At 32.5% G+C, this 12,577-nt stretch carries 15 protein-coding genes and 1 pseudogene; 10 read left to right on the top strand and 6 right to left on the bottom strand.

Annotated elements, in window-relative coordinates; all coding sequences use genetic code 11:
* Positions 1 to 30: 30 nt before the first annotated feature.
* The 4 genes from F8153_RS16180 to F8153_RS12050 form a co-directional block, all read right to left on the bottom strand.
* The gene (locus tag F8153_RS16180) at positions 31 to 312 is read right to left on the bottom strand and encodes a hypothetical protein (protein WP_192929794.1); all 282 of its coding nucleotides are present in this window, start codon (positions 310 to 312) and stop codon (positions 31 to 33) included.
* Positions 309 to 1,364, bottom strand: coding sequence for a TOTE conflict system archaeo-eukaryotic primase domain-containing protein (locus tag F8153_RS12060; RefSeq protein WP_151866614.1), 1,056 nt, complete (start codon positions 1,362 to 1,364; stop codon positions 309 to 311). Before F8153_RS12060 ends, F8153_RS16180 begins: the two co-directional genes overlap by 4 nt.
* A 358-nt stretch (positions 1,365 to 1,722) precedes the next feature.
* Positions 1,723 to 2,217 carry a hypothetical protein gene (locus tag F8153_RS12055; protein WP_151866613.1) on the bottom strand — a complete coding sequence of 165 codons (495 nt, stop codon included), beginning with the start codon at positions 2,215 to 2,217 and terminating at the stop codon, positions 1,723 to 1,725.
* Positions 2,218 to 2,805, bottom strand: coding sequence for an HD domain-containing protein (locus F8153_RS12050; protein ID WP_151866612.1), 588 nt, complete (start codon positions 2,803 to 2,805; stop codon positions 2,218 to 2,220).
* Between the two features lie 590 nt (positions 2,806 to 3,395).
* On the opposite strand from F8153_RS12050, the gene F8153_RS12045 reads away from it, so the two are divergent.
* On the top strand, positions 3,396 to 3,650 hold the full coding sequence (locus tag F8153_RS12045; RefSeq protein WP_151866611.1) for a hypothetical protein: 255 nt from the start codon (positions 3,396 to 3,398) through the stop codon (positions 3,648 to 3,650).
* Here the strand turns inward: F8153_RS12045 and F8153_RS12040 are convergent.
* Positions 3,637 to 3,960, bottom strand: a complete 324-nt coding sequence (locus tag F8153_RS12040) for a multidrug transporter (RefSeq protein ID WP_151866610.1) — start codon at positions 3,958 to 3,960, stop codon at positions 3,637 to 3,639. The genes F8153_RS12045 and F8153_RS12040 overlap by 14 nt on opposite strands.
* A 736-nt stretch (positions 3,961 to 4,696) precedes the next feature.
* On the bottom strand, positions 4,697 to 4,954 hold the full coding sequence (locus tag F8153_RS12035; RefSeq protein WP_151866609.1) for a recombinase zinc beta ribbon domain-containing protein: 258 nt from the start codon (positions 4,952 to 4,954) through the stop codon (positions 4,697 to 4,699).
* 348 nt (positions 4,955 to 5,302) lie between these two features.
* Here F8153_RS12035 and F8153_RS12030 point away from each other — a divergent pair, with 348 nt between their 5' ends.
* The 9 genes and pseudogenes from F8153_RS12030 (at position 5,303) to F8153_RS11990 (ending at position 12,563) form a co-directional block, all read left to right on the top strand.
* Positions 5,303 to 5,692: an LmrA/YxaF family transcription factor gene (locus tag F8153_RS12030; protein ID WP_151866608.1), complete on the top strand. Its 390-nt coding sequence runs from the start codon at positions 5,303 to 5,305 to the stop codon at positions 5,690 to 5,692.
* Positions 5,693 to 6,179: 487 nt separating this feature from the next.
* Positions 6,180 to 7,691 carry an IS21 family transposase gene (gene istA / locus F8153_RS12025; protein ID WP_151866631.1) on the top strand — a complete coding sequence of 504 codons (1,512 nt, stop codon included), beginning with the start codon at positions 6,180 to 6,182 and terminating at the stop codon, positions 7,689 to 7,691.
* Positions 7,691 to 8,418: pseudogene (gene istB / locus F8153_RS16755) on the top strand (IS21-like element helper ATPase IstB). Before istA ends, istB begins: the two are co-directional and overlap by 1 nt.
* Positions 8,419 to 8,678: 260 nt before the next feature.
* A complete protein-coding gene (locus F8153_RS12015) occupies positions 8,679 to 8,882 on the top strand; it encodes a TetR/AcrR family transcriptional regulator (protein ID WP_151866607.1) in 204 nt (67 codons plus the stop codon).
* A 56-nt stretch (positions 8,883 to 8,938) separates the two neighbouring features.
* The gene (locus F8153_RS12010; protein ID WP_151866606.1) at positions 8,939 to 9,301 is read left to right on the top strand and encodes a hypothetical protein; all 363 of its coding nucleotides are present in this window, start codon (positions 8,939 to 8,941) and stop codon (positions 9,299 to 9,301) included.
* A gap of 16 nt (positions 9,302 to 9,317) precedes the next feature.
* Entirely contained in the window at positions 9,318 to 10,121 is an 804-nt protein-coding gene (locus F8153_RS12005) for an alpha/beta fold hydrolase (RefSeq protein ID WP_151866605.1), read from the top strand.
* Between the two features lie 278 nt (positions 10,122 to 10,399).
* Positions 10,400 to 11,266, top strand: coding sequence for a phosphotransferase family protein (locus F8153_RS12000; protein WP_151866604.1), 867 nt, complete (start codon positions 10,400 to 10,402; stop codon positions 11,264 to 11,266).
* A 523-nt stretch (positions 11,267 to 11,789) separates the two neighbouring features.
* The gene (locus F8153_RS11995; protein ID WP_151866603.1) at positions 11,790 to 12,050 is read left to right on the top strand and encodes a CD3324 family protein; all 261 of its coding nucleotides are present in this window, start codon (positions 11,790 to 11,792) and stop codon (positions 12,048 to 12,050) included.
* A 192-nt stretch (positions 12,051 to 12,242) separates the two neighbouring features.
* Positions 12,243 to 12,563 (top strand): hypothetical protein, encoded by a 321-nt coding sequence (locus tag F8153_RS11990; RefSeq protein WP_151866602.1) that lies wholly within the window; start codon positions 12,243 to 12,245, stop codon positions 12,561 to 12,563.
* The last annotated feature ends 14 nt before the right edge of the window (positions 12,564 to 12,577 follow it).

Raw genomic sequence — 12,577 nt, 5'->3', positions numbered from 1 at the left:
CCTGATGTCGGTAAACATTCCGGTATTACTTTAGCTCTTGTGCATGCGTGTTAGGTAAAACCACTCTAAATGCACCTTCCACATTGCATCTATATTCAGTTCTTTAAATACATCTTTTAAATCAGCTTCGCATCCTCTTGGCAGACATAAATATTCTGCAGTTTCGTCAGAACACGAGATAATTCTTGGTAGCTTTTTTACTGATAATCTCATGGCTTGTGCTTTATAAAATTCGGGATTTTTAAAAGCTGCTAAACGCTTAAAATAATTTAGTGCTCTTTGAGAAATACCTGCTTTCGGAACAAAAATCATATTGGCTTTACAATTTCAACAGTCTTGGGGAAATCATTTTTCAATAATTTAGATTTGCTTATTTCCCATGGTTTTTGGTCTTCTTCATCTTTTATTAATATGCCAAGTTCGTTTCCATGACATAGTTTTGATATCAGCATTTCAATATTATCTTCAGAGAGTTTTGGAATAGCTCCTAAAAATGCCCATTGATCACGATATGGTTGATAATTTTCATCGATGAATTCACTGTTATGATTCTCTCTTGCAGCTTTTTGCAAAGGCAAAGCAATTAAGTTCCCCAAACCACCCTTTGGCATGGTATCCTGATTTGGAAAAAATCTGTCATAGGATTCAAACTTTATTTCATGCCTTTTACTCATAGCACAGGTAAGTAGTGCACTTCCAAATTTCCTTGCTAAAGCAGCAGGTATGGGACTCTTAAAGAAAAACCAGCCGTGGGCTCCTTTGCCTGAGCGTGAGCGCTCAACTGTTAATGGAATATCAAATTTAACACACACTTCTCTCAGTACTGAAATATCCTTTTGCCATTCTTCTCCATCAAAGTCTATAACTAAAAAATGGCAGGTTTCATCAAGGCACAAGGGATATATTCCTGCGACAAAATTTTTATATCCTCGTAAATGGTCATCAATAACCTTTTCATTTAGTACAGCATATACCTTATTAGTGCAATTGGTACAAGTGCCCGTTGGTTTTCGGCATAATCCAGGTTTCCATTCATTCAAACAGTACGGTGAATACCCCGCTGTCCCTTTTTTTGGATTTTCCCACCTTTTAGCATAAACATCATCCCGACCTTTAAAGAGTGACATAAACAGCTTGATTTTTTCCATTGGATCTGACATGTTATTAACTTCCGAAGTGAAAACTTGATCAACTGATTCTTGTTCCAACGTTTCAGAGTCAGATTTATACTCAAAAATTTCATCAGAATCAACCAATAATTCTTCAGTGCCAAGTTGGGCTTTTAATCTTTTTATTTCTTCCTTTAAATTGTTATTTTCAACCACCAATGTTTGATATTTTCCAAGCAACTCTTCAAAGTTCATTATGACATCCCTCCTCCCAATATTCCATTTTTAGTAAAATCTCATCTAAAGTAGGCGGCTCCAAAAAATATGATTGAACTTTATTTTTCCCCTCAGTCATGAATTCTGAATAATCCATCACTTCGAATTTTTTTTCAATTCATCTTTATCCAACTCACCATCTGCATAGGCAATTGCAAATTGCACGCCATATAAGTTAATTAATTACACTTCTTTAAATTGTACTTCTTTATTTTTTTTTTGCATACGAAAAACTACTTTAACAACTTTTTTATATTGATGCTACTTTTGTTCACTTGTACGACCGAATTTGTATTTTTTTGCATTTACTAAATTGCAGCCATAATTTTAAATCTAATTAGAAATACTTATTTCCTTTTTTATAATTGCTATGGGTAACGGTAAATACATTTGCTCTACACTCGTACTGATCTAGTGTCTTATATTGATTGATAATGTGAGACTCATTAAATACAGTTAAAGCAATGCTATACTCAATTCTTGTAGTTCTAACAAGCTCATAAAGTGTTTGTAAATCCTCCGAGGTAAAGGCTTCATATAACTCAAGATAATTCAAATTATCAACCTTACAAAATTCTCTTGCCGCTTTTATAACAGCTTCATCTTTAATCACATGGACACCTATCAACAACATGGCATCATCTAACATATTATCAATAGTTGGAATCCATCTAATAAATTCGGATTCATTCCCTTCTTCAAATAAATCCAGATTCTTTAATATCCACGCCGGCCTGCTATTTTCAGACAAGAATACTGCATGACTCGGGATTATACCACCACCATATCGATGATCGTGTCCAATTAAAATTTGTGCTGTGAATGTACCCATTTATTCTTCCTCCTCAACTATGTTAATTCCACCACCAAAATACCAGTGATTTGTTTCAATAAACCCAATAAATTTTTCATAGAATTGATCTTCAGTTACAATTTTAGGAAGTGTAATACAACCACTAATCTCAATTTCATAGTAGTCTTCAAAATTATCCTTTTTATGATATAGAACCCCATGTAATCTTTCGAATGCATCCATGTATTTTTCTACTCGTTTCTTATCTTCCATGATTGAGCTTTTAATACGTGAAAGATTCATGTTATCCTGCAAATCAGCAATTTTGACTCGACATGCTGTTTCATTTGTACTTATCCTATCAATAAATGTACTATAATCTTCTTCCTCTTTTTTCGTCAACAAATCTAAGATTACTAAAACTTCCTCTGAAAAGCCTTCTTCTCTCAACTCATTTAATTGTATATTCGAATCTTCAATAACATCATGTAAGATAGCACATGTTTTTTCTAAATCTGAATTACAGCTTTGCATAACTCTTAACGGATGTAATATATAGGGTTGACCACCCTTATCTAGTTGCCCAGTATGGGCTTTAGTCGCTATAAGTATTGCTTTTTCTAGCATTAACACCCCTCCTTAAAGTTTTTTCTAATTTGTTATCTATCTAAAAAATTAATTACTATATCCGCACACTTAGTAGTAAACTCTTCAGGGTCTCTTTCATCAAAAAGCTGTAAATAAGTATCATTCACCCCTTTAAAATCTGGGCTAAGCGCATCATTATCTTCGGCGCATATTCCCAATAAGCCCACCAATTATCAACATACGGTTCAACACCTAGAATTTTTGTAATTTCATCTTCTGTTAATGCTTGCTTTCTAGAATTTCCGTCTACTGGACAACAGTAGCTTACAAATATATGATTATCGCTTTCAATACGGATCCAAATATCTACATTAGGTTTTACTTTTAATCTATACTCATAGCTAATTCAAGGATAGGTGGAATACTCTGAGAATACTTGGCGTTTCAAGAAGTGGCTATAATTCTTTTAAGAAAAGGCTTCCTTCTGATAGGGAAAAGAGAAAAGAAGCTATAAAGGCTCAAATTAAGCAAATATATGATGGCTCTTATCAGAACTATGGTGCTCCTAAAATAACCAAATTCTACAACGGAATGGAGAAAATATAGCTGAAAAAACTGGGGGTAACTATATGCCAGAAATGGGTATAAAATCCCAATATGTAAAGCCATATACTGATACAACAATAGATTCGAATTTTAGTGAAGAACTTATTAATATATTAAATGAGGAATTTAACCCAGTAGAACCAAATGCAGTTTGGCATTTGGATATCACTTGTATTTGGACATTTGAAGGATTTGTGTATTTAATCAGCATAATGGACTTATATTTCTATCAGAATTACAATTCAAAACTTAATATACTCTACACTATCTCTCAATAAAGGCACTTACAGTTTCCTTCAGCTCATCACTGAACTCTTCGAGATTTTCAAAACTAATCGCGCCATCACTTATAAGGGAAATAATGTTACTAATAAGGTTCGATCGACTCATTTCTAATTGAACGCCCGTCTTCTTCTTATCTTCCTTTATTCTCTTGTCCAGCCTCCAAAACTTTTCTGATGGATTAGCGTCTTCATTTAGTAATTCTATATACTCCTTATTGAGCATGTCCATATATGATTCCTGCCAATCAGCAATTTTATTTTTGAAAAGCATCCAGTCTCTTTTTGTAAATCTCTGCTCTTGCAAAGCCTCAAGCCTCCCTCTAAATTCAAATTTATTTGTTCAAGATATCTTGATAATATCGGTCTTTAGAGTTAATATGTGGCACTACCGAAGGAGGTATCGTTATGAATAAAAGACCTATATTACATCGAAGATAATACTAATTATAAAAATGAAGATTGAACATTGATATCTTTTACTCATTAAAAAAGAAAGTAAAACATCTATAACATTGGGTGGTCAATCGGTCTGTAATACCTTTAAGGCTACTTATTATTCGAATGATTTTATTATAAGATGATTAGCCTATTTTTACAACATTTCTGTCAACTCAACCTACCCAATAGTAATTCTGTCAACTCACTATGCACATTTTTTCCCGTTGATATATTCCCACAAAGTAACGATTTTACAAAGGGTTCTGCCATTTTTCAAATTAGCATAACAGACAGAACCCCTTGTTTTCTACACTTTTCAGCCTTTTACTTTTCTTTCCTTGACATCAATACCATCGTCTCCACGTGCGGTGTTTAAATTGATCCATCTTGAGTTCATGGTCAAAAGTTTTTCTAAACCCTTTGATGCGAGTACTTATGGATTCTTCACCTTGTAGTGTTTCATATCTGTCTTCCCTTTGATCCCTCAACTCATTTAGTTCTTTCTCAACCACATGATACTTCTTGTTATAATCCGACTCAGTGATTTTCTCTTCAAGCCGCATGTCTAATAGTTTTTGAGATTTCTCCTCTAATTTCTTAATTTAATTTGTTAGATCTTTTACTTCATCTCTGAGACTATTCACATCTAAAGCTTCTTCTATATTATTTAAAAATTCATCAATATCTGTATCAAATAGCTTCTGTACTTTATTATACATTGTGACAAATGCCTCTTCCAGCATTTCTTCTTTAATTCCTTTTGAATGCTCACAAACTTTACGTCCTTCTTTTATGCATTTGGCACATTGCCATGCTGGTTTTTCGTGATTGGTTCCATGATGCCAAATTCTTCTAATCATTTAAGAAGGCCGTTTTATTTTTTACAATAATACTTATATTGAGCTTAATATGCATATGTTTGTAAATACTCAAAAATGAAACCTAAAATTTAATCTTAGGCTCTAGATATAAACTCTATCAACATTCTTAATGCATTAATTACTTCATCATAGGAAATGTCTTCTGCATATCTATAATCTTTAGTGTACTTCATCCATCTCGATTTCAATGAGTCACTTTGTTGAAGATCTTCAATTCTTTTTTCAATATCATTAAAGATGTAAGCGGTTTCTCTACGGTGTCATCGGCGGTGTCATCGGGACGGTTCTTTTGACAGTCATTACTTTAAAAGTAAGGAAGAACTAGGCTTGTCTATCATAGATTTTTATATAGCTGATACAACCAACTGTCTAAATCGAGTAGAAAAATCAATAGAAGGACTAAATCAATTCTTTAATATATTCTTCAATCGTTTAATTGAACTTAGCTTGAAACGAGGTTGTCCTGTAGGAAACCTGATATTGGAATTATCAGACGAGAATGAAAGATTTAGATTAAAACTTTTAGAATGGTACAATATTTTAGAAAAATGGATAATAGAAGTATTAGAGGAAGAAAAGGTAGTAAATTCACATGAAAAAGCTAAGGCATTAATAGCTGCATTTGAAGGTACAATGCTTCTATCAAAGTTGGACAAGAATGATGTTCATTTCAAAATATTTAATAAGTACACTTTTTATAGTATTTTAGTTATATAAGAATGCAATATATTTTAGTAAGGGATGGTTTTTAAATAAATCATCTCTTTTCTATTTGAATTATGAACAAGAACACATTCGGAATCAAGCGTTGGATTACAACAAGCAACTTTTAAACACCTGTTTTTAGTATCATACATTCCGGAGGGTGTAAAGCACTATGGTAAATTTATGCTATATATGCGGATGTTACTTTTTTCAATAACAAAGATAGATATAAAGCAAAGTAGAGTTATAATGAATTAATCTAATTGAAATATGTTTTTATACGTATTCAAAGGGTAAAATTAATCAAAATGGCAGTGTCTAGGAGGGTACTTGTTTATGGTAAGATTAAATTACCCTAAATGGAAAAGCGGAATTCCCCACTTGGGTAAATAGGAATTCCTCATGAATGTAAAAGTCATTGCAGGCACCACAAATTAAATGTATCCTTGTAATTAACGACTAAATTGATTGCAAGGAGGATAATTGGAGGATGCTAACAATGACTCAACAAAATCATATCAGAAAAATGTTTTTTGAACAAGGTTTGAATATAAGTGAGATTGCAGAAGAAACCGAGTATGATAGAAAAACAGTAAGAAAGTACTTAAATCATGAGGATTGGTCCATAAAACCCAAAAGAGTTCCAGCTAATAAAAACAAATCAAAATTAGATCCTTTTAAAGTGGAGATTGACACATGGTTAGAAGATGATAAGAGGGCTAGAAAGAAGCAAAGACATACTGCAAAGCGTGTTTTCGATAGATTATGTCTTCTACATCCTGAAGATTTTGATTGTGGATATAAAACTGTTTCAAATTATGTGACCCAGCGAAAAAAAGAGATATATACTCAAAAGGAAGGAGCACTTCCTCTAGAGCATGTTCCTGGAGAAGCTCAAGTAGACTTTGGTGGTGCTGATTTTTATGAGAATGGATTACTCCATTCAGGTCACTACTTGAACATTTCTTTCCCATATAGTAATCAGGGCTATACTCAACTATTCAAAGGAGAAAATCAAGAATGTCTTTTTCAAGGAATGATTAACATATTCAAACATATTGGTGGCGTTCCTACTAGAATATGGTTTGATAATCCTAGTACAATGGTCACAAAGATATTAAAGGGCGGTAAAAGGGATTTAACAGATGCATTTTTACGTTTTCAAAATCAATATGGATTTGAAGCCTCATTTTGCAATCCTGCTTCTGGAAATGAAAAGGGATCCGTAGAGGGAAAAGTAGGTTATCACCGCAGAAATCTTTTAGTCCCAGTACCCCAAATAACAAATCTCATTGTATTTAATGAAGAGCTGCTAATTAAATGTGATGAGGATGCAATTAGAGAGCACTACAAGAAGGGTCAACTAATTTCAACATTGCATCAATTGGACAGGCAGAAGTTAATACCCCTACCTGTAAACGAATTTGAAGCCTGTAGATATGAATTAGTAAGGCTAGATACATATGCCAAATTCAAGTTGGAAAACGGATTACACGAGTACTCCACAGCTCCAAAGTATGCAGGGGAAAAGGCTCAAATTAAGATAACTGCATATGAGGTAATATTATTAGATGAAAGTTTGAGAGAGATTATTAGACATCCTAGACTTTACGGAAATACAAAGCAAGAAAGTATGCAGTGGATTCCTTATCTAGAACAATTATCCATAAGACCAGGTGCATTGAAATATACAGGAATTTATCAAATGCTACCAAAACCATTACAAGAATATATGGACATTTGTGGCAAAGGAGAAAGAGGAATACTACTTAAAGCAATTCTTAAGATTAGCAAAGCTTCTGACTTTAATAGAGCAGTTAATGCAGTAAGTGAAGCTGTCTCCTATGGAGCTGTAGATCCTGATAGTCTTATGGCAATTCATTCACGTATAATAATGCCAGAATATAAACTAAAAGCATTATCATTACCTGATAATGTTCCTCCCCTAGAAAAGATTAAGTCAAATGCGCAAGCATACAATGAAATCTTAAAGAAAGCAGGAGGTATATAATGGTAGGATACACGTTAGCTGAATGTTGTAAGATTCTTAAATTTAGTCAAAACATTGTTCTTAATAGTCAATTAGTTGAGGCAAACACTAACGAAGAGTATCTTTTAACTATACTTAGAAAAGAAATAGAACATAGGGAAGACGTACGAAAAGAAAGATTAATTAAAAATGCAGGATTTTATACAAGGAAGCATTTTGACGCCTTCCGATTTGATGATGTAAATATGCCAGCAGGAATTGATGCAAATTATTTAAGAGAGTGTAAATTTATTGAGGAAAAGAAGAATCTGGTTTTCTTTGGGAACACAGGTAGTGGAAAACCCACCTTGCTCAGGCCCTTGGATTAGAAGCATGTAATAGAGGAAAGAACGTTAAGTTTTATAGGACAGCAGCTCTAGTAAACCGTTTATCAGAAGCAAAGAACGAAAAGACATTAACACTATTTATGAAGCAAATTATGAAGGCAGATATGCTAGTTCTCGATGAATGGGGCTATGTCCCCTTAGATCGGGATGGGGCTAGATTATTATTTGAAATAATATCAGAATGTTATGAAACAAAAAGCATTATAATAACGACAAATATTGAATTTACGCGTTGGGCAACTGTACTTTATGATGAACAAATGACAAGTGCCCTACTAGATAGACTTTTACATCACTGCTATCTTCTTATATTCAACGGTGATAGCGATCGAATGAAAAATTCACTCATTCGATTAACATAATAATTCCCCACAGGTGCCTGGGGAAAAAACTTTTACAAAAGTGAGGAATTTCCCCTTGCAAAAAACATTTTGGTATTAATATATCAGCCTTGAATTGTTAATGCTAGTACATACATGAAATTATATAAATCTATTTTAAATAGCAAAACCTCCATAGAAGTCTTGACAAATTAAAAGTACTTTGATAAGTTTAAGTTAATGACCACGTGGTCACTGATTTTGTTAAAATATTAAAATTGTATAATAATGGGGAGAGTTTTATGCCGAAGAAGTTGTTTTATGAATTAGATGAAGAAAAGAGAGAAAGGATTACTAATGTTGTATTAAGAGAGTTTGCACAACATTCTTACAATGAAAGTTCTACTAATAGAATTGTCAAGAATGCAGGAATAGGAAAAGGGAGTCTTTTTAAGTACTTTCAAAACAAACAAGATATGTATTTTTTATACTGGACTATATTATAAACGATCTTGCTGTCGATTTAAAAGATGAAATTGCAAATTTACCAAGAGACTTATTTGTGAGAACTATAAAGTATGCAGAACTGGAATTTGCTTGGTACATTCAAAATCCTGATAAATATAAGCTTCTTAAAAGGGCATTTGTAAAAAATGATACAGAGATTTACAAAGAGACTAAGGCAAAATATGCTTCTATGAGTGAGGAATACTATTATAAATTGTTTGAAGATATTAATATGGAGCAGTTTCAGTTTAAAAGGGAGAAGAAAAAGTTACTTGATATTTTAAAATGGTTGTTAAAAGGCTTTAATGAAGAATTTATTGAAGAGGTGGAGTCAGAGGACAACATTAATAGCTTAAAAGATGAGTATTTAAGGCGCCTTGTTGAATATATAGAAATATTAAAAGAAGGGTTAAAGTAGAGGGGAGAGAGTATAGATGTTTTACAACGCAAAGGGAGGTAATGTGAAACTAGGAGAGACAGATATGAACTATGTAGTATTTGGTCATGGGAAAAAACCTTTTGTAATTTTACCGGGTTTGAGTGACGGTATAAAAACAGTCCATAAGCAAGAAAAAGTCTTAGCTATGTACTATAAGCAGTTTGCTAAGAATTTTCGAGTATATGTATTTAGTAGAAAAAATAAATTGGAAAAAGGCTACTCATCAAGAGATATGGCTAGAGACCAAAAAATAGCAATGGAAAAACTAGGGATTTATAATGCATATATTATGGGAGTGTCTCAGGGAGGGATGATTGCTCAGTACCTTGCCATTGACTATCCTGAAATAGTGCAGAAACTAATTATTGTAGTATCTGTTTCAAGACAGACTGAAACATTGCAAAAGGTAGTTGAAAGATGGATAGAGATGGCTTCATCAAATGATTACAAAAACTTGGTCATTGATACAGTTGAAAAGACCTTTACTGAAAAGCGTTTAAAAAGATATAGGTTAATGTATCCTATTATTAGTAGAATAGGTAAGCCAAAAGACTTTGATAGATTTCTTATACAGGCTCATGCATGTATTAACCATAATGCCTATAGTGAACTAGCTAAAATAAAATGCCCAACCTTAGTTATAGGAGGAGACAGCGATGAGGTTGTAGGCAAAACTACTTCTGAAGAGATGGCGGAGAAAGTAAAAGAAAGTAAATTGGTTATATATGAAGGTCTTGGACACGGAGCATATGAAGAATCAGAGGACTTTAATCATCAGATTATGAATTTTTTAACTTAAATTAATAATAAGGTAATACAGTTAATTATCAAGTAGGGACGATCCTTGCTTGCTAAATTGACAGAAGCACTAACTTGGAATAAATTTGAGGTATGGGGTGGGAGTATGCTTAGACAAGCAAGGACCGTACCTACTTGCCCTACTTGTTCTATAACCGAAAATAGTGAGTCATTGTTATTTTATTTAAAGTATTGTAAAACCCTTGAAAATAGATTGCTTAGTAAAAAAATAATTGTGTCAAACTTAACACTACCTAGTTAGAATTAGAGGAGAAAAATATGAATGATATTATTCAGGAAATTTTAAACAAGAATAAAATATATGAATCATTTGTAGAATTAACTACCCATGGTATTGCAAATGAGATATATGCAACACCGAATTTTATTTTAAGGATTCCTACAGATCATCCAGAAGCGAATTCCGATGCCTTGACAGAATCTGTTGCAGCTCCATTGGCTAAGTCACATGGAATAAAAACACCAAGATTAGTTTGCTTTGATGACTCTTATTCAATATTAAACAAAACATATTCTATTTGGGAAAGGATCCATGGATTAACTCTTGGTGAAATAGATAATTGTTTGAATTATTATAATACATGGAAGGAAATAGGTTTTGAACTTGGGAAAGTACATATTAACATTAAAAGCTGTGATGACCCAAAAGGGTGGCTTGATAGTCCTGATAGAGAATACACAAAAGACATGCTGATTGAGGGTTTACTTAGTAAAAATGGCGAATCTTTATATTTGTTAAAGCTAATAGAAAAAAAGTATACTGATAATATTTTTTCCTATAAAAAATGTTTTGTCCATGGAGATACTAATGAGTTCAATTTTTTGTGTACAGAAAATGATCAGTTATTATCTATTATTGATTGGGGTGATTCAGGTTGGGGTGATCCAGCAATAGATTTTTACATGATACCATTAGGAGTTCTTGATAATGTTTTAGATGGTTATATTGAAATAGCAGGAGCAAATGTAGACTTTGATTTTATATATCGAATTATTTTAGATAAAGTATGGACAGGAATTGAAGAAAGACAAGATATATTTATATTAGAAAAGAATATAAAGGGATTAGAAAGTAAACTCCTAAAAAGGTTGTATAATGCTCCCCAATGTCAAGACACGAAATGAACTTTTTTAAGTTATCCAATAGCATTTTAAGAACATTATAATTGAAAGAGACAGTTTAGAACCCTCAGGGATTTGCCTCATTTAAGTAACTTTTTATAACATATTCTTCTTTTTTTCTAAAAAATATGTGGCAACTAATATTAAATTAGAATCTACATTTTCAGGACTCAGAATCCTTTGAAACGTAAAGTTATTGTGGGATAAGGCCAACTCTAAGGAAATCTTTTCTCAATACTAGTTTTAAAATTATCTAAATCACTATTTAGAAAGTAGCTACACTCCTTCTTACCAAATTGACAGCAATATAAATGTAGAATAAAATGAAGGTATGGACGTAAGAAGATAACCTATATTAAGGGGTGAGGATACAGTGCTAGCAAAAGCTCTACTTATAATATTTAAAGCAAAGACATATCCCATGCAGATTAAGCGATAGTATGACTATTTCTGTATGGGATAAATAGAGTACTATCTGCTGAACTCTGCACTTTATTTATGAATAATAAATAAGGAGTGGATTGTAATGAAATACTTAAATGCAGCAGAAGTATTACCTAATAATTTGCTAGTTGAAGTTCAAAAACATATTAGTGGTAAAATTTTATATATACCAAGTGAAAACAAGAAAACACCTTGGGGAGAAAAAAGTGGTTCCAAGCAATACTATGCAATTAGAAATAAACAGATAAGGCACAAGTATCAAAAAGGTTTTAGCATTCATGAAATATCACAAGAATATGGATTGGCATATGAAACAGTGCGTAAAATAATATATAAAAAATAAGCAAAAAGGCCTCCAGTAACATAAGGCCTTTTTGCTTTGTGGTATAGAATGATTATAAATAAAGTAGGAATTTTAATGATTACAATGAAAGCATATAATAGATTACAGAGGGAGACATTTATGCTAGGCTCGAAAAATATCTTTATAATTGTTGCTATAATAAGAAAATAAGTTGATGTTGGAGGAGAATATATGAAAGTAAAAATTAGAAAAGCAGTAGAAAATGACAAAAATACTTTTGTCAACTTTGCAATTAAATTGAGTGAGTTTAGCAGACAAAATCATAGCATTATAAGTAAATATGATAATTATAGTTTAGTTGTAGAAGCGGTTAGAGCAAAGGCTGAAAAAACATTTGTCAATAGAGATAAAAACACATTAATACTAATAGCAGAGCTAGATAATAAACCAGTAGGATATGCATTAGGAAGAATATATGAAGAGGATGCAGCAGCAGAAAACGGAACAGGCACAATGGGTCTGTTTGACGAACTGTATATTAATGAAATGTAAGCGTCAAATCCAAC

This window comes from Alkaliphilus serpentinus (genome assembly GCF_009017255.1).
Taxonomy (GTDB): domain Bacteria; phylum Bacillota; class Clostridia; order Peptostreptococcales; family Natronincolaceae; genus Alkaliphilus_D; species Alkaliphilus_D serpentinus.
Note: the sequence above shows the minus strand (reverse complement) of the source record. Positions and strands in the feature narration are given on the sequence as shown.